Here is a 22,151-nt window from a genome sequence, read left to right as displayed (position 1 = left end):
ACTAGAGCCGTGAAGGGAGAAAAAAGAGATGGGGCAAGTATTGGCGCGTTTCGGTAGCTGCGTAGAGTCGCTAAGCGATGCGGAAAAGCATGTATTATACTACATCGACAACCATTTTGAGACAGCCAAAGGGCAATCGCTGGTAGAAATGGCTGGCGCCATCAACGTTTCGACCACCACCGTAATCCGTACCTGCAAGAAGTTGGGTTTGTCCGGCTTCGCCGATTTGCGTTACATCCTGCGCACGATGGACACCAACAATGCGCTGGAGGATCTGCATGTGGTGCAAAAATACATTCAACACCTGCACCAGTCGCTGGACAATATAGATCACGAACGGATCGATCGAATGGCATTAGCCATGCTTCATTCCAAAACGATCATTGTCATTTCGGTCGGTCTTACGAAGGCGCTCGGCGAATATTTTGCCAAAAGACTGCTGCAAGCGCATAAACAAAATATGCATGTCTATGAATCCCATATCATCGATCTGTTTCCGAACATGCTGCAGTCGGGCGATATCGTGCTGTTTATTTCCATGAGCGGGGAAACCACCACGCTTGTGAAAGCTGCCGAGAAAATACGTTTCACTGGCGCACAGATTTTTACGATCACCAACAACGCTGGAAGCCGGCTGTCGCAGCTTGCCACCCATAATGTCAGCACCAGCTTGCCAACCGAATCGTTCTCCGGTTATGACATCACGCCGCGTTCTCCTCTAGTTCTGCTGCTGGATATTTTACTTGAAACCTATATGAAGAAACTGGCGGAGCGGTTGAACCATCACTAGAGCCCTCGGTATGCAGCAGCGCAATCATCAGCTTACGCCATGTTGAGAATAAAGAGCATCAATCGCCCGATTCAGCATGGGGAACGATGGACCGTAGCGCAAATCCAGTACCGTGCTTGGACGCAGGTCTATAGGAGGCCCCGCCTTAGGTCTAGGTGCAAAAACCGTCCCCAGGCCGTTTTAGTTAAACTCGAAATTACCTAGAATAGAGTCATAAGGTTGAACAAATGAAACAACGATCAAACAACAGAAAGGCGGTGTATAAATGAGAAATTCAAAAGGAAATGGAATGAGTATCCTGTTGATTGGTGTAGGGATCTTGGTTCTCCTGGGAGTATTCGGTCCTCTGCTTGGATGGTTGTTCAGTCTTGTAATTCCAATCCTGATGGTCGCTTTGGGATACTACGGGATCCGGAGAGGTAACACCTTGATGGGATGGGTTATTCTCGGTATCGGTGTGATCTGGTTGATGGGTAAACTGTCTTGGCTGATCGGTCCGATCCTTGGAATCATCTTGATCATCTACGGGGTGTCCCGATTGAAGAATGGTAGACCCCGTTATTGATAAAAACCACTACATTAAATAACATGCAAAAACAACAGATCATGATAGATGAGGAGGGCTAAGCGAATATGAGTGTTTTCCGGCGGATAAGAGACATAACCGTAGCAACATTGAATGAAAAGCTCGAGCAGAGCCAGGATCCGGTTCGATTGATCGACCAGTTCCTACATTCAACCAGACAGGACATTGCTGAGGCTGAGAAGCTGCAGCAGCAATGTCAAGTACATTCCAGACAGCTGAAGCAGCAGGTGGATCAAGCAGAAACCATGCGATATAAACGCGAAGAGCAGGCACTGCTTGCACTGAAGGCCGGTGAAGAACATCTTGCCAAGCTGGCATTGCAGGAGAAGCTGATCTATGAGGAAAAGATTGAACAGTATCAAGGCCTGTTGTCCTCAAGCCTGGAGTCGTTAAAAGAAATCGAGGAGCAGCTCGGCGAGCTGCGGATGGAATATCAGACGGTATACAGCAAACGTCAGTATTATGTTGCCCGAGTGGAAACCCTTCGTCTTCAGCAAAAAATGAATGAACGTACAGGCTCCTATGGCAGCGGTCCTGATGTACCGAAGATGTTCAATCGTCTCGAAGACCGTATCAGCGACTGGGAACTGGAAGCCAGAAGTCTTCGCGATTTACGCCGCATGGGGCAGGAATACATGGATCAGGCTGGTGAAACAGTCTCCACTGTATTGGAAAAAGAACTTGCCCGCCTGAAGCAAAAGCTGAATAACAGCGGAAAGGAGTAACCATGACTAGATTGTACCGTTCCACCCGAGACAAGATGTTCACAGGGTTGATCGGCGGTATATCCGATCATTTCGGAGTCGAATCTACCCTACTTAGAATCATATTTGTAGTCAGTATCTTTTTCACAGGCGGTACAACGCTGTTGATCTATCTGATTGCATCCCTTGTAGTACCTAAGGAGCCGTACTATCACGATCCGTATGGTCCACAGGGAAGACATGGTGGCGGATACCGTTACAACGATCATCCGGGCCCGGGACCAGGCTACAACAGCTATAACGATGCTTATGGACGTCAAGGCTATCCTAATGAGCATGGAAGTTTTGGCCCCAAATATGACCGTCCCAATGGCACAAGAAACAACGCGTCTGCGGATTCCGATCTGGATGCGATGATGAAGGATATTGAGAGAAAAGCCATGCAAAAAGAAATCGAAGAATTGAAGAAAAAACTTTCGAACTATGAGAAGGGAGATAAATAACATGGGAGTATTTAAAAGAATTAAGGATATGACGAAAGCATCGGTGAATGAACTGCTGGATAAAGTAGAGGATCCAATCGTAATGTTGAACCAGTACCTGCGCGACATGGAGGCAGAAATTCATGAAGCAGAGGTAACAGTAGCGAAGCAAATGGCTAACGAGCGTCGTATGAAGCAGCGCGTCGATGAGGCTGTGAAGATGGCGGCACAACGTGAAGCTCAAGCTGAATTGGCTCTTAAAAATGGTCAAGAAGAAGTGGCTCGCAAGCTGCTTGAAGAAAAAATCTATTTCGATCAAAAAGAAACCGAGTACGTGGAATTGCACCTGCAATCCGAGGCTCAAGCGAAAGAACTTGTAGCTCAGCTGCATGAAATGAAAGACGAGTTCTACAAAATGCGCAACAAGCGCAATGAGCTTGTAGCTCGCGCTCAAATGGCTAAAGCGAAGAAGCAAATGTCTCAAGTGAGCAGCCTGCATACGATCGAAAGCGGCAGTGCTTCGATGGGCTTCCACCGCATGGAGGAAAAAATCATGCAACTGGAAGCAGAAGCTGATGTGCTTCGCGCCCCATACCGTCCTAACAATGCAGTATACACAAGCCCAGTGGATGCTGAGAAGCAATTGAAAGTCGATGAGCAGCTGCAAGCTTTGAAAAACAAAATGGGGAATTCTTCGAAGTCCGAGTAATTCCTTAACAAGTCAGCAAAATAAGATTAAACCGTATTCGAACACCATGTTCATATGATATGCTATACGAATGAGATTGTCGTATAGTACAGGCAAAGCCATACAGTGGAGAACGTCTCACTGCTATGGCTTTTCCGAGCTTATATCTTGGTCATCAAGGAGGTGCGACATGGACAGAAACCGCTGGATAGCAGTTGGTTTAATCAGCTTGGGTTTTATTATGCTTTTCGGCCGATGGTTTGGTTTCTTCACCATTGTCGCCCTGTTACTCATGTTTGCAGGTGTCCTTCAGATCAGACAAGGTTATTTGAAGAAGGGATACATTCTGCTCGGAGTAGGTGCCGTACTGCTGCTGCTGGAACATCTCATGTTGATTATCGGCATCAGCTTGATATCGCTAGGTATTTTTTATGGCAAGTCCAAGCGAGCCCATACCACGACAAAGTACGTTCAGAAGCAGAACTTTATGTCTAACTTTGATTGGGACCGGACTCCATGGGTGATGCGCAGTCTGAGTGTGTGGCATGTACTTGGAGAAGCGGATGTGGATCTGTCCCTGGCGCTTCCGGAGGAACGCCAAACGGTCCTTATGTTCCATGGAATGCTGGGGGATATTGATCTGATGATCCCGGACTATTATGGGGTGGAGATCGAAGCCTCGATCCTGTTTGGCTCGATTCATATGGACGACCGGAAAGAAACCGGCATATTAAACCGCGTGCGGTATATATCACCCAATTACGATGCCAGTGAATATAAAGTGAAATTTATTGTTTCTTATTTAGGCGGAGATTTGAATATAAAAATGACATAATAAACGTATGTCTTGTGTAAACCATTCAGGAGGGTTGCCCCGTGGAAACGGAAAAGAAAGCAAATATGATTACCCGAAGTATGCGTGAGGGGACCCTTCTGGGATTGGTTGTCATGCTCGTTGTCCTATATTTATTATATACATATGGTTATCTTCAACCGTTCGAGACGTGGAAGAACCGGATCGAAGCCGGCATCACTCTGGTATTGCTGCCGGTCGGGCTGGGTGCGATCTATGGCTTCTTCCAGGGATACCGGGTAAAACGACGAGTTGATCTTGTAAGGGAAACACTGGTGAACTGGGAAAAAGGCAGCCTTACGGACGTGATGCCGGACATCGGCGAAGACGAAGTGGGACGGCTTGGAGAACAGCTGGTGAAGATCAGCAAACGCTGGGAGGATCAGGTTTCATCTTTGCAGCGGTTATCTACGAATAACGCCCAGCTTGCCGAGCAGGCCAGGGTAACAGCAATTGTGGAAGAGAGGCAGCGTCTGGCGCGCGAGCTTCATGATGCGGTTTCTCAGCAGCTGTTTGCCATCTCGATGACGGCAACCGCTGTGGGTAGGACATTGGATAAGGATTTTGACAAAGCGCAGCGCCAGGTGGCTCTGATTGAGGAAATGTCGGCTGTGGCCCAGTCCGAGATGAGGGCGCTTCTTCTTCATCTGCGGCCGGTTTATCTCGAAGGGAAAGCACTGGAGCAAGGGCTGAAGGATCTGATCAAGGAATTGCGGATTAAAGTACCTATGGAAATTACGTTTGAGATGGACGATGACATACATTTGCTTAAAGGGATCGAAAATCATCTGTTCCGTATTATCCAGGAGGCCATGTCGAACACCCTCAGACACTCGAAAGCGGAGAAAATGGACATCCGAATTCACCGCAGGCAGAATACTGTTCGGGTAATGCTGCGGGACGATGGGATCGGATTTGAATTGGATGACAAGAAACAGACTTCCTACGGTCTATCGACGATGCAGGAACGGGTGACGGAGATCGGGGGCTCGGTACAATTCATCACAGCACCGGGTAAAGGGACTCGAATTGAGATCGTTGTGCCACTCATAAATGATGAACGTAAACGGGGGGATGTAGATGGAAACGCCGATTAAGGTGCTGCTGGTGGATGATCATGAGATGGTCCGGATCGGTTTAGCGGCTGTGCTTGGTACAGAGGACGGCATCGAGGTGGTTGGTGAAGCGGGCAGCGGCGAGGAAGGGATACGCTTAGCGCAGGAATATCATCCTGATGTGGTGCTGATGGACTTGGTGATGGACGGAATGGATGGAATCGAGACGACGCGCCAATTGATGAATCAGTTTCCGAATCTTAAGGTCATTGTACTGACCAGCTATCTGGACGATGAGAAGATGTATCCGGTTATTGAAGCAGGTGCGTTCAGTTATTTATTGAAGACATCCCGTGCTTCTGAAGTAGCTGATGCTATACGTGCAGCCGCACGCGGGCAGTCGGTGCTGGAGTCGCAGGTTGCCTCCAAGATGATGAATCGATTCCGGCATCCGCAAAATGAAGCTCCGGCGCATAACGACCTTACGGACCGGGAAATGGAAGTGCTGCGACTGGTGGCGCAGGGCAAGTCGAATCAGGATATTGCTGATGATTTGATTATAGGCATCAAAACCGTGAAATTTCATGTAACGAATATTTTAGGCAAGCTGGGGGTAGAGGATCGGACCCAAGCTGCCATCTACGCTTATAAAAATGGGCTGGCTGAGTAAGAAGGCCAGCTCTTTTTTATGCGACGAGCGTGACATAATCAGATCCAACATGCTGGGCGTGGTACAAAACAGTCCATGATGCTGCTTGTGGTATGACATATCCATGTAAACACTGAGAGACAGGCTAAAAGACTCCCGGATCGGGAGTCTTTTATTTATGAACGGGGAAGCCGGAAGATTTACATACAGCCCGTTTTGAAGGATCTTTTTAAAAAAAGAGAGGTATAAATCCGCGGAGATGAGGCCATCCTTTTTACTAGATTGATAGATTCGAACGGGGAGGCGTGACTGACCATGCGGAAAATGCGTTTACAGATCATTGTGATGATGTTGTTGCTGTGCGGGGCAGCAGGTATGATGGCGGGTTTTGCAGGAACAACGGAAAGCAATCGAAATGAATCAGCTCCGCATACGAGAGAAGCGTCAACTTCAGCTTCAGGCGGAACGGGAGAAAAAGATATCGATGGAACAACTGGAGCCGGGGTAGCTGCAGAAAGCGATCTAACGCTTCTGACAGCGCTCGGGCAAGAACATATGGAGCCTTCGGCAATGCTCACGGTAAAAATTCAAGGAGAAATGATAAATTCTGTTCCTAAGGATCAAGCTAAGACAGCAGCTGAGCACCTGGCTCGTACAATGGGGCTCTCCGGAATTACGATGTCCCAGCTTCAAGGAAATGAAGTGTTTCAAGCAGAAGGCTTGCTCTCAGGTGTATCCGTGCATCTTGATTGGGCCCTCACAAAGGAGGGCCATAGTTATATCAGAGCCATGCTTGTTGGAGAAGCGGCTGGGCAGACACGGGAAATGATGGCCCTACAGCAGCAGATTCAAGAAATGATGAAGCAAGCCGGCATACCGAACACATGGAATGCGTCCATTCAAGGGTATGCAACGGAGACTGCAAGCGTTGATGGGACAATGGCTCAAGTAGAAGAGGCCGTAGCCCAAAAAATCTTACTTCGCTCCGTTGAAGATTATGCAGATGACAAAACACAAAGCCGTTCTTATGAGGTTCCTTCACTTGGTGCTTTTGTGATGAGTGGCGACACGCCGATTCATATGCAGATCGCAGTGCATGAAGATTCGATGAAGAAAAGTAGTAGAATAACGATCGGATTTCCCGTCATTACAATAGAATATTGAAAATGATTTCTGAAACTACGATGAAAAAATACGGAATGAGATAGCATACTTGAAATGAATATGCTAAAATGTCATCACATCGAGTTAAGTGCCGATGCATAAAAATACACTATAATTCATAGAAAGAATGAGGAGCCATGGCTGAAAATCAAAATCTAGATACAATGAAGACACCGGGAGCTGTATTTTTCATCTTTGGAGCGACTGGTGATTTGGCAAGACGTAAGTTGTTTCCGGCGATCTACAGTCTTTATCGTGAAGGAAAACTGGATGAGGATTTTGCGGTAATCGGCGTGGCGCGGCGTCCGCGCACCCAGGAAGAGTTTCGGGAGGACGTGTATCGTTCGATTCAGGAATTCTGCCGATATAGTTCGGAACAGGATAGTGAATGGAATGCATTTGCACAGCATTTTGAATATAAATCTTTAGATATTAACAATATTGACGGTTTCCGTGAGCTTCGTGAACAAACGGAGCAATTGGAAACGAAATTTAATATACCGGGTAATCGCTTGTTTTACCTGGCACTTGCACCGGAGTTGTTCGGCAGCGTATCGTTTAACCTGATGAAGGGCGGTATGCTCGACGGAGAAGGCTGGAACCGTCTTGTGATCGAGAAGCCATTCGGCTACGATCTGGAATCGGCTGCCAAGCTGAACGAAGAAATCCGTAAAGTATTCAAGGAAGAAGAGGTCTACCGGATTGACCATTATCTTGGTAAAGAAATGGTACAGAACATCGAAGTTATGCGTTTTGCGAATGCTTTCTTTGAGCCGCTGTGGAACAACAAGCATATCGCCAACATCCAAATCACGCTTGGCGAGACGGTTGGTGTCGAGGAACGCGGCGGATACTATGATCATGCCGGTGCACTAAGGGACATGGGCCAAAACCATATGCTGCAGCTGCTAACCATGATTGCAATGGAACCGCCTAGCCGTCTGCTCGCAGAGGATATCCGCGACGAGAAGGTAAAAGTGCTTCGTTCCTTGCGTCCGTATGCCACACATGAAGAAGTGAAGAACAACGTAGTTCGTGGTCAGTATACAAGCGGTTCAGCGGGCGGTAAAGATCTGCCGGCTTACCGTGAAGAGGACAAGGTTAATCCGGAATCCAATACGGAAACCTATTTTGCGGCCAGAGTATTCGTGGACAACTTCCGCTGGGCGGGTGTACCGTTCTATATCCGCACGGGCAAACGTCTGCCGGTTAAGACAACCGAGGTGGTTGTTGAGTTCAAACGGATGCCAACCAACGTATATTTGGGCCAAAAGCATTCCCTGGAGCCTAACCTGCTTGTCATCCGCGTGAATCCGATGGAAGGCATTTACGTGAAGATAAATGCCAAAAAGCCGGGATCAGAATCCGAGATCGCTCCTGTAGCGATGGACTTCTGCCAAAGCTGTATCGTGGGTATTAACTCTCCTGAAGCGTATGAGCGTCTACTGCATGACGCTGCTCGTGGGGATTCCACTTACTTTACACGCTGGGACGAAGTGGCCTCCGCATGGTCCTTCGTGGATCGTATCGCCAGCGCATGGAGAGAGAACCAAGGCGAGCTGGAATCGTATCCTGCGGGCTCGTGGGGACCTGCCAAGGCAGATGAGCTGTTGAAGGAAGACGGATTCCACTGGTGGCCGGTTAACGGCCAGCTCGAGGATAATGTAGTGTGGTTGAAAAACTAAGATCATTTTCTAAAATTTACGTATTAAAAATCATCCTCATGCGCACGGCGCATGGGGATGATTTGCGTATGAATTGTGGTACAATGATATACATGACTTTAGTTACGAAGGGATAAGTGAAATGGCAAAGCTAATAGATGAACTGCAGCAGGAAGTGGATAAGCGCCGTACGTTCGCGATTATTTCCCACCCTGACGCCGGTAAAACAACACTGACCGAGAAGCTGCTCTTGTTCGGGGGCGCCATTCGTCTGGCTGGATCGGTTAAAGCTCGTAAAGCGAGCAAGCATGCAACGAGTGACTGGATGGAGATCGAGAAGCAGCGGGGAATCTCGGTTACCTCGTCTGTTATGCAATTTGATTATTTAGGGCATCGAATTAATATATTGGATACGCCGGGTCACCAAGACTTCAGTGAGGATACCTATCGTACGCTGACAGCTGCTGATAGCGCCGTCATGTTGATTGACGTAGCCAAAGGGGTCGAGGCTCAAACGATTAAATTATTCCAGGTGTGTGCGAAGCGGGGCATTCCGATCTTTACCTTTATCAACAAACTCGACCGTGAAGGGCGCAGCCCGTTTGATCTGATGGAAGAGCTTGAACAGGTTCTCGGCATCCGCTCCGTACCGATGAATTGGCCGATCGGCTCTGGGCGTGACCTGTGCGGCGTGTACGACCGGGTTAAGAATCAAGTTGAATTGTTCCAGGGCGACGACCATTCCACGATTAAAGTACAGAAGGTCGAGGGCTATGAGGATCCGATCATTCGCGAGATGGCAGGCGATTACCTGCATGATCAGTTATGTCAAGACCTCGAGCTGCTGGATGTTGCCGGAGACCAATTTGATCTGGAGAAAGTTATGCAGGGTCAGTTAACACCTGTATTCTTCGGAAGTGCGATCAACAATTTCGGCGTCCAGACCTTCCTGGAGAACTTTCTTCAGCTTGCGCCGAAACCGGAGCCGCGCCATAGTAAGGACGGTTTGGTGGAACCCACTGAAGAGAAGTTCTCCGGGTACGTATTTAAGATTCAAGCCAATATGAATCCGGCTCACCGGGATCGTATCGCTTTCCTGCGAATCGTATCGGGCAAGTTTGAACGCGGTATGAGCGTGAAGCATGTTCGGGTAGGCAAGGAAATCAAGCTGGCGCAGCCGCAGCAGTTTTTGGCCCAGGATCGAGATATTGTGCAGGAGGCATACCCTGGCGATATTATCGGTCTGTTTGACCCGGGCATTTTCCGGATTGGGGACTCGCTTAGTCAAGGACGTGAAGTTGTATTCGATGAGCTTCCAACGTTCTCACCAGAAATCTTTGCCAAAGTAACGGTGAAGAATGCGCTGAAGCATAAGCAGTATCAGAAGGGGATTGATCAGCTGACGGAAGAGGGTACCATTCAGGTATTCCGTACCGTGAGTTTCGATGAGACCATTCTCGGGGTTGTCGGACAGCTCCAGTTCGAAGTCTTCGAGTACCGGATGAAGGGAGAATACGGCGTCGATGTCATGCTTCAACGGATGCCGTATCAGTTCGCTCGCTGGATCGTGGATGACAATCTTGATCCGTCCAAGTTCCGGATTAACTCAACACTGGTCAAGGACAAGAAGGATAACTATGTTGTCTTGTTCGAAAATGAGTACGCGATGAGAACGGCCATCGATAAGAATCCAACCGCTCAGTTTCTTGAGACTGCTCCGTAAGTGATGTTATAAATATGCAATGTAAAGAACAATCCCCCAGCTTTCACAGCTTAGGGGATTGTTCTTTTTGTTGACTATGGGATTATCCTTGAAGTTTGCCAGGCGTAACGGTTTTCAAATGATCATGCAGGGAAGAGACAAGGCTGTTCTGCTGGGAAGCATTCATGTCTTTCCACATCATTTCAAACATTACACCGAGTCCCGGCAGGGCAGCTTCAGGCCCGTCAACGGAACCCTCGATCATGGAGCGCAGCTCTTCTTCGTCCTGATTGTGGACTTTATGAATGACAGCCTGCCTTAGATCTAACAATATGGACATGGATATGTTCCTCCTTGTTATGAAAGGGTCATTGTGTAATGTACCCGTTCCAGGGCAGTTACATTCAAGTATTCGGGACAGTATGATATACTATTATCATTATGATTATGGATGACCTAGGCTCGTGGGGGGATATATAAATGGCTAAGAAGCAGTACGCAGTAATCGGTATGGGGCGTTTTGGCACGAGTGTTGCCAAGGAATTGAGCAGCATGGGATTTGATGTATTAGCCGTAGACGCGAGCGAACAGCGCATTCAGGAAATCGCGAGTATGGTCACGCATGCCGTATCGGCGGATTCGACCGATGAAGAAGCACTTCGGGCGTTGGGCATACGGAATTTTGATGTGGTTGTCGTGGCGATCGGGGAGGATATTCAATCCAGCATTTTGACTACGCTGATCTTGAAGGATCTTGGCGTTCCGGCCATTATCGTGAAAGCGAAGAATGAACTGCACGGAAAAGTGCTGAACAAAATCGGTGCAGATAAGGTGATTTTCCCTGAGCGGGATATGGGGCTTCGGGTTGCCCATCATCTGGTGTCACCGAATATTTTGGATTACATCGATTTGTCAGACGACTACAGCATTATGGAGATGCTTGCTACAGGAGATTTGGTCGGTCACAATCTGATAGAGCTGGATATTCGGGCACGGTTCGGCTGCAATGTCATGGCGATTCGAAGTGATGCGGACATGAACATTTCGCCAAGTCCGGATGACCGGATTGAGGAAGGCGATATTCTCGTTATTGTGGGGCATAAGAATGACTTAACGAAGCTGGAGCTTGCTTATCCGAAGTAATACTGTCCATTTGCGGTATGCTGGGTTGAGCTGGACTCGGTTTTGTATATAAGTAAAGAACGGATGGATTACCATGGAGATACTATCGCCGCAGAATGCCAGAGTGAAGGGCTGGGCACAGCTGCAGGAGAAAAAACATCGAGACAAGCAGAACAAGTATGTGGTGGAAGGCATTCATCTCGTACAGGAAGCACTGTCATCCGGAGCGGACATCGAGTGCGTTGCTTATGATGTGGAGAAGGGGATTCCCCAAGAACTCCGTCATATATCGGATACAGGACAAGGCGCCGAATGGATTGGCGTATCCCATGCCGTCATCTCGAAGGTCAGTGATACGCCGTCACCGCAGCAGGTGTTTGCCGTGGTTCGCAAAGAAGCACGTCAATGGCAGGATCTGATCCTGCGCGAGAACGGTTTGGTTGTCATTCTGGACGGTCTTCAGGACCCGGGGAATGTGGGAACCATCATACGAAGCGCAGATGCCGTAGGGGCTGCAGGCGTGGTTCTGGGACGCGGCTGTGCGGATTTGTATAACCCCAAGACGCTGCGCTCTACCATGGGATCCCTGTTTCATCTACCTGTGCTGGAGGGTGATCTGCTGAGCATTTTGCCGGAAGCCAGGGAACGGGGAGCTCGATTGGTCACAACCATGCTGGAAGGGAATCGCTCCTGCTTCGAGTATGATTTCCAAGGGACAAGCTGGATCGTGATCGGAAGCGAAGGGCGCGGTGTCTCACCTGAGGTTGCGGAACTTGTGGACGATGCGATCCGGATTCCCATGCCGGGGAAAGCCGAATCGTTGAATGCGGCTATGGCTGCTTCGGTATTGATGTATGAGGCTTTACGGCAAAGAGAGTACGCCGGTCAATAATGACCGGAGCGGCTCAACAAGGCTGGAAGTGATTAGAAAGCAATTGCTAATCATATCCGGCTTTTTTTATTTAAGAGATAAGAAAGCGTAAGCTTCAGAGGCTTACCCTTCTTATCTCGCAAGAAAAACTTCCGCTAAATGCGGTCTGTCTTCTATGCAAGTACGTCGATGACGTTTTTCTTATTTTTGATAAGGATGGTAATAATAACAGAGTGTTCGAAAGGAGTAAAGCCCATGTACGAGCAAAAAACAAAAGAAACGGATCACAGCGTGGTGGAGTTTATAGAGCAAGTGGATTCGCCAAAAAAACGAGAGGACGCTTATCGTTTGCTGGAGGTCTTTGAGGAGACGAGCGGTTTTCCGGCTAAGATGTGGGGACCCAGCATCATCGGCTTTGGCTCCTACCATTACCGCTACGCTACCGGGCATGAAGGAGATGCGCCGTTTGTAGGTTTTTCGCCGCGCAAAGCAAAAATCAGCCTGTATTTTGCGCCGGGCGATGAGCGGCGGGGGGAGCTGTTGACGAGTTTTGGTAAACATACGGCGGGAAAAGGCTGCGTGTATATTAATAAAGTGGCGGACATTGATATGGAGGTCCTAAAGCAGTTGATTCGGGAATCGATCGCCTTCTTGAACAAGACCTACCCGGCTCAGACCTAGCGAGTTCAAAGTCATGAGATGTTGGCAAGATGCCTGGTTTGCCTGGCTTTAAGGGGAGCTGGACCTAGGTGTGCTGAATGGGTATAAGGTGAATATTGGTATTTGACGTAAAACCATTTGGTGTCCTATAATGCAATAAGGGAAACCAAATGGTTTCATAATTTTAAACATAAGCGAGGTTAATGTGATATGGATAACACATCAAACGGCAAGCTGCCGGATATTCGTCATACGCTTGTGCTGAAAGCACCCATCGAGAAGGTGTGGAAAGCCGTGGCAACGGCTGAAGGGATTTCGGCTTGGTTCATGCCCAACAATTTTGAACCGGTGGAAGGATTTGAGTTTCAATTGAATGCAGGCCCATGGGGAAATTCTCCTTGCAAGGTCACGCTTATTGACAAGCCTAACCGTTTGTCTTTTAACTGGGGCAAGGATTGGAGCGTTACGTTCGAACTGGTACAGCAGGGAGATCATACGGAATTCACGCTCATACACGGCGGTTGGACAGCGGATCAAGTGACCGAGTTCGAGGAAGCTCACGATATCGTACGGGGCCGTATGGACAAAGGCTGGGCAGGCATTGTTCAGAAGCTTGCGGGATACGTCGAGGCCTAATCTATGTCGCAAGCTGCTCCGAAGCATGATGTTTATCAAGCGATCGCAGATCCGACACGCCGTAAGCTGCTTGGCTTGTTAAGTGATAAGGAAATGCCGGTTAAAGAAATTACTGGGCACTTCTCCATGACGCGGACCGCTGTCTCCAAGCATCTCCGAATTCTGGAGGAAGCGGGACTTGTGCAGGACCGCAAGGTTGGACGCGAAACCCGCTATCGGCTGGATGTTGAACCGCTTCAGGAATTAAAAGATTGGCTGGCTTATTTCGACCGCTTCTGGGAGAATAAACTGTCGATGCTGAAATATTATGTGGAAGATCAAGAAGACCATCCAAAGAACGGCCAGTAGATTCTTGATTCAGTCTTTCTTGAAAATGAGTATCTATAAGGAAGAAGAGTGAGGATAAGCCAACCTTGCTCTTCTTTTTTGCCGTTTGTCCGCATACCCTCTATACAGGATAGCTTGCCATGGTAAACATGCTCCTCTGGGAGTAAATAGGGGGGACCAAGCATGAGACGAAAGAGATGGGGAAGCAGACGTTTATCTTTTCCGTCCCTATCATGGCCCAAACCAAGGAGAGCTTATAAACCACCGCGCAGAGGTTTCCGGCCCGTACCGCAGAGCAGAGGGCGTCCTCAGGTTGCCAAACGACGCAGCGTGAAAAAATGGTGGCTGATCGGTGCTCTGCTCCTTGTGTTTGGGATCGTTGAGTTTTTTATGTATATTGAACAGAATCTGCGGCCGCCGATCATGCATTTAGCCCAAATAAGGGTCAAACAGATTGCCACTGAAGCGATTAATAAAGCGATCACCTCTCAGGTGACGCAGGGCAAGGATTTTGATAATCTGGTCAATTGGAAAACGGATAGCTCCGGCAAAGTGACGGGATTCATGCTGAATTATGCCGAGCATTTAAAAATCACGTCCCATACAACGGAGGTTGTTCAGAGCACATTGGACGATATCCATAAGCGCAAGGAGCATATTCCGCTTGGTCAGGTGTTAAAAAGCCCGATCATCGCGTCATTCGGTCCGCAAATTCCATTAAAGATCGAGCCGCAGGGAGCGGTGAAGGTTCAACTGGACACCAGGCAGCAGGGTGCAGGCATCAACATGATTCTGGTGGAGGTATTCGTTCACATTGTAACGGAAGTAGCGGTTGTTGTTCCTTTTGACATGGAGCCGCAGATTGTGGAAACCGATATTCCCATCTCTTATCTGCTCGTGGTCGGCGATGTGCCGATGTATTATTATGACGGGCAAGGAAAGGCTGTCGGTGAGAACAAGGCAAGTGCGCCGAGCATAGCGATACCGCCGCCCGTTACGAATGAGAACAGCCATAATACGGAGCAGGAAATCCCGCCTGCAACAACGCCGGATCATCTTCCAGATGGAACAACGCCACCTCTGGAACCTTCACCTGGCGCAGCGGATTTATCCGGACAAACGGGGGGAAACAACACCGGAGGCTAAGAGCGCTGTCTAATTCCATTTTGGCGCCAGTGTATGGAAGCCTGCACCATGATTCAGTTGGCCAGTTATGTATGTCCTTACGGAGAAAACGCGCCCCTGGGTTGAACTCAGGAGCGCGTTTTTTTCGAGCGTTTTTCTTCCATTTCCCAGTGTTTCAGCAGCGGGTAAGGATCGAATGCCCATTCGGTCAATCCGGTATCCCGGTAGATGCCGTAATGGAGGTGTGGAGGGAATTTGCCCTGGGTTCCCGGCTTGCCATAGCCGGAGCTGCCAACCCAGCCGAGGGTTTGACCCGGCGTAACGACATCCCCGAGCGAGATCCCTTTGTCAAAGCCTTGCAGATGGGCGTAATAGTGATAATGATTGTTCAAATCACGGATGCCGATGCGCCACCCGCCATATTTATTCCAGCCTTTAATTTCGACAACGCCGTAACACGTACTCCGGACAGGGACTCCATAGTTGGCAAACAAGTCCGTGCCTTCATGAACTCTTCTTCCTCCCCAGTTGCGGCCCATTCCAAATGTGCTTCGGTATGAGTAGTTGCTTTTGACCGGGAGAGGAAATGCATGGTCAAACAAGTCCAGCTTTCCAAAGGTCTCATACAATTTGGCGTATTGCATGACGCGCTGTACGGCCCGCGTGTTCTGGTAGTATGACCAGAGCCCGATGCTGAAATCATCAGCAGCATGCCCGTAGGGTGAGAGTCTTGCCGCAACGGTATATAGCAGGTCGATATCATTATTCCGGTCTGCCTTGCCATCCCCATCTCCATCCAGCCCGATGCCGGAAAATACGCTGATCGACGTCGGATTTACATCTTCCTGATTGGGATTTAACGCCCCGGCCCATCTTGTAGAGGGGATGAAGATGGCGAGCGTCCGGTCCGAATGCTTGCGATCCTTGGGGTGGACTCTAGTTAGTGTCCGCTCATACTGGTCAATGGCAGCCAGGCGATACCAAGGAATTTGGGTAACGGTGGAAATCTCATCGTATAACGACTTCCGGTCTGCGAAAATGGCGCTAGCATTCGTTGTTTTTACCGTATCGTCAGCGATGCTGACCGCAATAGAGGTGGATGCGGACACAGGCCCGCACATGCAGCAGGCAGCTGTCAAGGCAGCCACAGCTGCAGCAGTGCAGCGAATCATGATGCCGCTTGCGCTCAATGGTTTAAAAATCCTCAATGTGTCCTTCTCCTCCTTTTGGATTGTCATAATTAAGGACGGACAGTCATGCCTATACTGTAGGGTGAAACGAAACAAGGATTTTTATCCATGCCGCAACTAGATTAATCTCATATCGATGCGAAACAAGTAATGTGATGGTTTTCATGATATAATATGGGACAGCAAACGATGGGGTATGTCTTGAGTTACATCAATAAATTCGAAAGAAGGTTTTTTCTTTGTCTAAAACCAAACAGCCAAAACCTGACTGGATTCGAATCAAGCTGACTACTGGCGATAATTATAAAGAAATCAAAAGCATGATGCGATCCAAGACACTGCACACGGTGTGTGAAGAGGCTCGCTGTCCGAATATTTATGAATGTTGGGCTAATCGTACGGCAACCTTTATGATTCTGGGTGATATTTGTACTCGCGCCTGCCGATTCTGCGCAGTCAATACGGGACTTCCAACGGAACTGGATCTTCAGGAGCCAGAACGCGTAGCGGAAGCGGCGGAACAGATGAACCTGCGTCACTGCGTAGTAACAAGTGTGGCACGGGATGATCTGAAAGATGGCGGAGCCTACATATTCGCTGAAACGGTTAAAGCCATTCGCAGACGTCTGCCGCTATGCTCGGTGGAAGTGCTGATTCCAGATTTTATGGGAAACGAAGAAGCACTTAAGATCGTGATGGATGTGAAACCGGACATCCTGAACCATAACATTGAGACGGTGGAGCGAATGTCCGATCGGGTTCGCGCCAAAGCCAAGTACACCCGTTCATTGCAATTGCTGCAGAATGCCAAGGCCATGCAGCCTGATATTCCGACCAAGTCCAGCATTATGCTGGGTGTCGGCGAACAATGGCATGAAATTCTGGAAGCGATGGACGACCTGCGTTCGGTGGGTTGCGATATCATGACAATCGGCCAATATTTGCAGCCTTCGCCGAAGCATCTGAATGTGGAAAAATACTATACGCCGGAAGAGTTTGCGATCTTGAAGGAAGAGGGAATGAAGCGCGGATTCAGCCACGTGGAGTCCGGCCCTCTGGTGCGCAGCTCCTATCATGCACACGAGCAAGTGAAATCTGCAGAACGCAACAAGGAAGAGACCGTGCAGTCTTAACCTTTGGAAAGGCAGGGGAAGCTTTCAATGATCGTTATCGGAAACAAGAGTTATGAAGTGTTAAAGGACCATCGAAACGGCTGGAATCTGGAAGCTTTCCGGGAGCGGTACAGCGAGGTGCTGGACCGTTATGACTACATCGTGGGAGATTGGGGTTACAATCAGCTTCGGCTTAAAGGTTTCTATCGGGATAATCATCCTAAGGCTGCCAAGGATTCTACCTTCTCCAGCATGTCTGATTACATTAACGAATACTGCAATTTTGGCTGTGCTCACTTCGTGCTTCAGAAAACCAAGGAGCAGAAGGATGGCAAAGAGCAATCCAATTCCAAAGAGCCTGTGGAGATTCGTGAATTACCCCCCAAGGAAACCAAGGGTGAGGAGGAAGCGAAGGGAAGTAAGGAAGCCCTGCAGGAGGGTCCTAAACCAGACAAGGAGCACAAGGACCAACGCGAGCGGCGCGAAGCAAAGGAATCCAGACGCGAGCCACGTGATCTTAAGGATGCTAAGGAGTCCAAAGAGAAGGAAGCAAAGCCTTCCAAGGAGCCTAATCCTCCGGCTGAACAGCCACAATAAAAAAGAACGGTCACCAGTAAGCCAGGTGGCCGTTCTTCTTTTTTAGCCAAGAAATGCATCACGGACACGATTCCAGAACGGGAACGGCCGATAGCGTGCAAAACTGACCTGCTGTTCCGCCACTTGACAGCGTACGGATACGAGGTCGTCAATCGAGATATTCACATGATCGATAGTAAGCAGCAAACGCTGTTCTTTACGCGAGAATATATCACAATGATGATGCTTAGGGAGAAGCAGCGGTGAGCCCAGCGTACGGAAAATCCGATTGTTAATCGAGGCGATCTCCGCGATCTGCAGAGCATCGATGGAAGGATGAACCATCGCTCCGCCGACACTTTTGTTATAGGCCGTGCTGCCGGACGGCGTGGACACGCAGATCCCGTCTCCTCGGAACATTTCAAAGGTTACATCGTTGATGTCAATCTGCGCGACAACGGTACCGTCAACGCCTTTAAGCGTAAATTCGTTTAAGGCAATGTAAGAGGACGTTCCTGATTTCTTATGAATTTCCAGTTGAACCAGGGGGTACTTGACGAGGCGCGGCTTCACGTTGCCGTGTTCGCCTTCTCCGCTCATATGATCAATCAGCTCTGTCAGTTCATCGGCCTTCCAATCAGCATAGAATCCCAAGTGGCCCGTGTGGACACCGACAAAAGCTAGGTCAGGAATACGGTCAATAAAAGTATGGAAAGCATGCAGCATTGTACCATCTCCGCCGATTGAGACCACAATTTCCGGAGATTCTGCATCCAGCACAAACCCCCGCTGTTCCGCCAGCTTGTGAAATTGCTGGGTCAGCTCGACAGACAATGGGTCACCGCGGTCCAGAACATAATATCTCAAGTTGATAAGCTCCTTTGTAAGGTTATATAAAGATGATAATCAATCTTGGAGAAGAACACAATGTTCACCTTGGGAATTTGCGGATTTTCTGCTGCAGTCCTCGAATGATCTGAATAAACAACGCAACCGCAATCAGGAAACCAAGCAGGATGCAGAAAGCCGCCATAATATGGGTATACCCGTTTAGGGCGGAATCCGAAACAGCCGGCAGCGCCATGGTCGGTATCGAAGATCCCATAACACTTCTCCACAGCAGTAATACAGCGGTCGCGGCAATCACACCATGTATCAATCTGGCAATGACAAAAGGGAAGTATCTAAGGTTGGTAGAGTTCAGGATGCTGATGATCTGGGCATGAACGGACAAGCCGCCCCATGACAATATAAAGGCAGCCGCGGCTACTTTGTATGGCAATGGAATTGCCGCCCCTGCTTCGCCGGCATATCGAGCACCGAGTGTGACCTCAAACAATCCTCCTACGATAGCTGTGGATAAGGATTCAGGCATCCCAACTAGAGATAACAGCAAACTGATGACTTCAGTTAGCGCTGGCATGGCGCCGGCCTGGGTCCAGAGCTCAAGAAATACGGAGAAGAAAACGACGAGCCCGCCGACAACGATAATGAGCTGAAGCGATGAATGTATCGCTTGTCTTAACAAGGTGCCGAGGTCTCGGCCATCCTGCTGACGTGCCGCGTGCATGGCATGCAGGGCGGCCTTTAGTCTGCTTGTCTTAGCCTGGGATAGGTGGAGTGAATCGGTTGCTCTATTGGATTCATGCCTGCCATGAAATCTCATAATCAAGCCCACGAGGAAACCTCCACCATAATGGGACAAGGCAAGGATCAAACCAATCTTGGGGTCGTGAAAGAACCCGATAGAGACCGCTCCAATTAGAAATATAGGGTCAGAAGAGGTAGTGAAAGCAACAAGCCGCTCACCTTCCTCCCGGTTTACCATTTTTTGTTCCCATAGCTTGGCGGTTAATTTGGCACCGACCGGGTATCCTGAAACATATCCCATCGCTGCCACGAATCCTCCTGCGCCCGGAATACGAAACAACGGCCTCATCATAGGGTCCAGGAGCGTGCCTATCAGGTGCACTACGCCAAACCCCAGCAGCACCTCTGAAATAACAAAGAACGGGAATAGGGAAGGGAATAGCACGTCCCACCATATCGACAGGCCGCGGAGAGCGGATTGAAGCGCAGCTTCGGGAAATAAAGCCATTAGGACAATTACGCTGAGCAGTGCCGTCACAAGCAAGAGCCAGCCCATTTTTTTCATGGTCATAATAAGGAATACGCCCCCTGGCATCGATGTGAATGATAGAAATATAGGTCCGTTGTTAAAAATCTATGCAGGATATAGGACAAACAGTATAAAAAAACATGAGAAAGCGGTTACATTTATGCTTTATTTTCGGGGATATTGTGCTATAATAAAAAACATCAAAGCACATCTTTCGTATTATGTTTGGATGGAGTGATGATCATGAGCATAGTCGCAGGTATCCTAGTATGCGCCTTCGTTTATGTTATACGTGCTTCTCTCGTCCAGAGTGAAGAGGACTGGCGCAGTTATTAATAAGTTCTAAAAGGTGCTAACCATTGCTTAGCGCCTTTTTTTGTTGTTTTTTGGTATAATGGATAGGTACATCCAATCGAAAGCGAATCATATAACAGATGGGAGAATTAGCGGATATGGATCCGAACTTAAGCATCTATGATAACCTCGGGGGTGCCGAGGGTGTACGTTCGCTCGTCGAAGCTTTTTATCCGAGAGTGCAGCAAAACGAGCTGCTTTCGCCATTGTTTCCGGAAGACATTATGCCGGTGATGGAGAAACAATATATGTTCTTGAGCCAGTTTTTTGGAGGGCCAGCCTTGTTCTCGGAAGCATTCGGACATCCGATGATGCGGGCCAGGCACATGAAATTCCCGATTACGGATCGCCATGCCGAAGAATGGCTTGGCTGCATGGCAGGAGCCCTAATCGAAATTGGCGTGGAGGATGAATTACGTGATTTTGTGCTGCAGCGTCTGTCCGGTCCCGCCCACCATTTCGTGAATACTCCTTAGTGCCATATACCTACATCTAAACAGGAATTAGACACGAATGAAGGGATGGCGAATGGCGTGAAATTGGAACCCTTGTATTCCATCAAGGTGATTTGTGCGCACTGTGAGCATGAATATGTAACGTCCAGGGTGAGACCCAGCTTTAAAAAGGCATACCGTACAGATACGGATTTTTGCGCTTACTATAAATCGGAGAATCCCGATTTTTACGTGGTGCGGATCTGTCCTGAATGCGGTTTTGCCTCCACAGAAAACTCGACCCTGAAATTGAACGAACGGCAGAAGGCGCTCTTTTATGAGCAAGTTGGGTGCCGCTGGGAGAAGAGGGATATGAGCGGCTCGCGCAATCTGGAGGATGCTCTGGAGTCGTACAAGCTGGCTCTCCTCTGTGCGCAAGTGATCGGGGAGCGGGATCGTATTGTGGCCAGCCTGCTGCATCATATCGCTTGGCTGTACCGTTATCAGGGCAACGAGGATCAAGAGAAGCGGTTCTTGAGTTATAGCCTGGAATCCTATGTCCGAGTGTTTGAGCTGGAAGGGGTAGGGGCGAATGATGCTAGGCTGCTGTATCTGATCGGGGAGATCCACAGAAGGCTGGGACAATTTCAGGAGGCGGTTCAATGGTTCTCCAGAGTGGTCCAGGATGACAAGATTATGGATGCCGCGATGATACGCGCATCCAGAGAGCAGTGGAAGCTGATATCCGAGCAGATTCGGGAGCAGAAGAACACGGCACTTCAGGCAGAGTCCTAATGCAAATAGCCCGCTGAAGGGTGGGTCAGCAGGCTATTTGGGTAAACACGAATAGGCTGAACTCATGCTTTACGGTGAAGTCAGCGTAATCGCTGATCCGTGAGCAAGTAGTCGATGTCGCTGTCCAGCACGGTTACTTTGTTGTGACAGCAGGGGAAGATCAGCAGCTTCTTTTTCCCTTCCCTTACGCTTATCAGTTCCTTGGGTTTCATCGGCAGCAATACATTGTCGGTTCCGCAGAATGGGCAGCTGTGTACATACACGTCGTTTCCAACGACATCATAAGGCCAAGTATTGGAAAAAGGAATCATGAGTTCTCCGATGATGGGGACTCATCATCTTGTTTCGCTGCTTTCGCTTCCTCATTCTTGGCAAGCTCGGCAATTTTCTGCATTAATATATGCTGAGGCATATGCATCAGCTGTTCCAGCGGAACGCCCAGCTGCTTGGATAGTGTAACGGCCGTCTCCGGTGATATTTGCAAAGGTCTCAT

General features: G+C 48.9%; 27 protein-coding genes. 21 read left to right on the top strand and 6 right to left on the bottom strand.

Annotation, left to right across the window (positions count from 1 at the left end; translation table 11 throughout):
- The first annotated feature begins 28 nt into the window (after positions 1–28).
- The 11 genes from ACOZB4_RS25635 (at position 29) to ACOZB4_RS25585 (ending at position 10,358) form a co-directional block, all read left to right on the top strand.
- Positions 29–790, top strand: coding sequence for a MurR/RpiR family transcriptional regulator (locus ACOZB4_RS25635; RefSeq protein ID WP_379407341.1), 762 nt, complete (start codon positions 29–31; stop codon positions 788–790).
- A 265-nt stretch (positions 791–1,055) separates the two neighbouring features.
- Complete coding sequence (locus ACOZB4_RS25630) at positions 1,056–1,355, top strand: hypothetical protein (RefSeq protein WP_076324889.1); 300 nt, start codon at positions 1,056–1,058, stop codon at positions 1,353–1,355.
- Positions 1,356–1,423: 68 nt separating this feature from the next.
- Positions 1,424–2,101, top strand: a complete 678-nt coding sequence (locus ACOZB4_RS25625) for a PspA/IM30 family protein (protein WP_379407340.1) — start codon at positions 1,424–1,426, stop codon at positions 2,099–2,101.
- Between the two features lie 2 nt (positions 2,102–2,103).
- Positions 2,104–2,583 carry a PspC domain-containing protein gene (locus tag ACOZB4_RS25620; protein ID WP_076324887.1) on the top strand — a complete coding sequence of 160 codons (480 nt, stop codon included), beginning with the start codon at positions 2,104–2,106 and terminating at the stop codon, positions 2,581–2,583.
- A 1-nt stretch (position 2,584) separates the two neighbouring features.
- Entirely contained in the window at positions 2,585–3,271 is a 687-nt protein-coding gene (locus ACOZB4_RS25615; RefSeq protein WP_076324886.1) for a PspA/IM30 family protein, read from the top strand.
- A 169-nt stretch (positions 3,272–3,440) separates the two neighbouring features.
- The gene (gene liaF / locus ACOZB4_RS25610) at positions 3,441–4,085 is read left to right on the top strand and encodes a cell wall-active antibiotics response protein LiaF (RefSeq protein ID WP_379407339.1); all 645 of its coding nucleotides are present in this window, start codon (positions 3,441–3,443) and stop codon (positions 4,083–4,085) included.
- A gap of 41 nt (positions 4,086–4,126) precedes the next feature.
- Positions 4,127–5,200, top strand: coding sequence for a sensor histidine kinase (locus ACOZB4_RS25605; RefSeq protein ID WP_098748900.1), 1,074 nt, complete (start codon positions 4,127–4,129; stop codon positions 5,198–5,200).
- The gene (locus ACOZB4_RS25600) at positions 5,184–5,828 is read left to right on the top strand and encodes a response regulator (RefSeq protein ID WP_006212655.1); all 645 of its coding nucleotides are present in this window, start codon (positions 5,184–5,186) and stop codon (positions 5,826–5,828) included. The genes ACOZB4_RS25605 and ACOZB4_RS25600 overlap by 17 nt, the downstream gene beginning before the upstream one ends.
- 294 nt (positions 5,829–6,122) lie before the next feature.
- Positions 6,123–6,971 carry a YwmB family TATA-box binding protein gene (locus ACOZB4_RS25595; RefSeq protein ID WP_379407338.1) on the top strand — a complete coding sequence of 283 codons (849 nt, stop codon included), beginning with the start codon at positions 6,123–6,125 and terminating at the stop codon, positions 6,969–6,971.
- 137 nt (positions 6,972–7,108) lie between these two features.
- Entirely contained in the window at positions 7,109–8,656 is a 1,548-nt protein-coding gene (gene zwf, locus ACOZB4_RS25590) for a glucose-6-phosphate dehydrogenase (protein ID WP_379407337.1), read from the top strand.
- 121 nt (positions 8,657–8,777) lie between these two features.
- Entirely contained in the window at positions 8,778–10,358 is a 1,581-nt protein-coding gene (locus ACOZB4_RS25585) for a peptide chain release factor 3 (protein WP_076324881.1), read from the top strand.
- Positions 10,359–10,440: 82 nt separating this feature from the next.
- Here the strand turns inward: ACOZB4_RS25585 and sspI are convergent, their stop codons facing one another.
- Positions 10,441–10,677, bottom strand: coding sequence for a small acid-soluble spore protein SspI (gene sspI, locus ACOZB4_RS25580; protein WP_076324880.1), 237 nt, complete (start codon positions 10,675–10,677; stop codon positions 10,441–10,443).
- A gap of 140 nt (positions 10,678–10,817) precedes the next feature.
- On the opposite strand from sspI, the gene ACOZB4_RS25575 reads away from it, so the two are divergent.
- The 6 genes from ACOZB4_RS25575 (at position 10,818) to yunB (ending at position 15,099) form a co-directional block, all read left to right on the top strand.
- The gene (locus ACOZB4_RS25575; RefSeq protein ID WP_076324879.1) at positions 10,818–11,480 is read left to right on the top strand and encodes a potassium channel family protein; all 663 of its coding nucleotides are present in this window, start codon (positions 10,818–10,820) and stop codon (positions 11,478–11,480) included.
- A 73-nt stretch (positions 11,481–11,553) separates the two neighbouring features.
- Positions 11,554–12,351, top strand: coding sequence for a TrmH family RNA methyltransferase (locus ACOZB4_RS25570; protein ID WP_379407336.1), 798 nt, complete (start codon positions 11,554–11,556; stop codon positions 12,349–12,351).
- A 234-nt stretch (positions 12,352–12,585) separates the two neighbouring features.
- Complete coding sequence (locus ACOZB4_RS25565; protein ID WP_076324877.1) at positions 12,586–13,011, top strand: DUF1801 domain-containing protein; 426 nt, start codon at positions 12,586–12,588, stop codon at positions 13,009–13,011.
- Between the two features lie 189 nt (positions 13,012–13,200).
- Positions 13,201–13,626: an SRPBCC family protein gene (locus ACOZB4_RS25560; RefSeq protein ID WP_379407335.1), complete on the top strand. Its 426-nt coding sequence runs from the start codon at positions 13,201–13,203 to the stop codon at positions 13,624–13,626.
- Between the two features lie 3 nt (positions 13,627–13,629).
- Positions 13,630–13,974, top strand: a complete 345-nt coding sequence (locus tag ACOZB4_RS25555; RefSeq protein ID WP_379407334.1) for an ArsR/SmtB family transcription factor — start codon at positions 13,630–13,632, stop codon at positions 13,972–13,974.
- 162 nt (positions 13,975–14,136) lie between these two features.
- Positions 14,137–15,099: a sporulation protein YunB gene (yunB, locus tag ACOZB4_RS25550; protein ID WP_379407333.1), complete on the top strand. Its 963-nt coding sequence runs from the start codon at positions 14,137–14,139 to the stop codon at positions 15,097–15,099.
- Between the two features lie 107 nt (positions 15,100–15,206).
- Here the strand turns inward: yunB and ACOZB4_RS25545 are convergent, their stop codons facing one another.
- Positions 15,207–16,250 (bottom strand): M23 family metallopeptidase, encoded by a 1,044-nt coding sequence (locus ACOZB4_RS25545; RefSeq protein ID WP_379407349.1) that lies wholly within the window; start codon positions 16,248–16,250, stop codon positions 15,207–15,209.
- Between the two features lie 257 nt (positions 16,251–16,507).
- Between ACOZB4_RS25545 and lipA the strand changes: the two genes are divergently transcribed.
- Both lipA and ACOZB4_RS25535 read left to right on the top strand, forming a co-directional pair.
- A complete protein-coding gene (gene lipA / locus ACOZB4_RS25540) occupies positions 16,508–17,401 on the top strand; it encodes a lipoyl synthase (RefSeq protein WP_379407332.1) in 894 nt (297 codons plus the stop codon).
- 27 nt (positions 17,402–17,428) lie between these two features.
- A complete protein-coding gene (locus tag ACOZB4_RS25535; RefSeq protein WP_379407331.1) occupies positions 17,429–17,977 on the top strand; it encodes a YutD family protein in 549 nt (182 codons plus the stop codon).
- 42 nt (positions 17,978–18,019) lie between these two features.
- On the opposite strand, the gene ACOZB4_RS25530 is transcribed toward ACOZB4_RS25535, so the two are convergent.
- Positions 18,020–18,823 carry an NAD kinase gene (locus tag ACOZB4_RS25530; RefSeq protein WP_009591431.1) on the bottom strand — a complete coding sequence of 268 codons (804 nt, stop codon included), beginning with the start codon at positions 18,821–18,823 and terminating at the stop codon, positions 18,020–18,022.
- A 64-nt stretch (positions 18,824–18,887) separates the two neighbouring features.
- The gene (gene ylbJ, locus ACOZB4_RS25525; RefSeq protein WP_379407330.1) at positions 18,888–20,117 is read right to left on the bottom strand and encodes a sporulation integral membrane protein YlbJ; all 1,230 of its coding nucleotides are present in this window, start codon (positions 20,115–20,117) and stop codon (positions 18,888–18,890) included.
- Between the two features lie 410 nt (positions 20,118–20,527).
- Here ylbJ and ACOZB4_RS25520 point away from each other — a divergent pair, with 410 nt between their 5' ends.
- Together ACOZB4_RS25520 and ACOZB4_RS25515 are read left to right on the top strand one after the other, a co-directional pair.
- On the top strand, positions 20,528–20,905 hold the full coding sequence (locus tag ACOZB4_RS25520) for a globin (protein WP_076324869.1): 378 nt from the start codon (positions 20,528–20,530) through the stop codon (positions 20,903–20,905).
- A gap of 57 nt (positions 20,906–20,962) precedes the next feature.
- Positions 20,963–21,658 carry a DUF2225 domain-containing protein gene (locus ACOZB4_RS25515; protein ID WP_339268017.1) on the top strand — a complete coding sequence of 232 codons (696 nt, stop codon included), beginning with the start codon at positions 20,963–20,965 and terminating at the stop codon, positions 21,656–21,658.
- Between the two features lie 80 nt (positions 21,659–21,738).
- Here the strand turns inward: ACOZB4_RS25515 and ACOZB4_RS25510 are convergent, their stop codons facing one another.
- Both ACOZB4_RS25510 and ACOZB4_RS25505 read right to left on the bottom strand, forming a co-directional pair.
- Complete coding sequence (locus ACOZB4_RS25510) at positions 21,739–21,969, bottom strand: hypothetical protein (protein WP_071222370.1); 231 nt, start codon at positions 21,967–21,969, stop codon at positions 21,739–21,741.
- On the bottom strand, positions 21,966–22,151 hold the full coding sequence (locus ACOZB4_RS25505) for a YycC family protein (protein WP_076324867.1): 186 nt from the start codon (positions 22,149–22,151) through the stop codon (positions 21,966–21,968). The genes ACOZB4_RS25510 and ACOZB4_RS25505 overlap by 4 nt, the downstream gene beginning before the upstream one ends.

Origin of the sequence: Paenibacillus sp. NPDC058898 (genome assembly GCF_049316025.1) — a bacterium.
Classification (GTDB): Bacteria; Bacillota; Bacilli; order Paenibacillales; family Paenibacillaceae; genus Paenibacillus_AQ.
The sequence above is the reverse complement of the archived record's forward strand: the minus strand, read 5'-3'. Positions and strand labels throughout refer to the sequence as shown.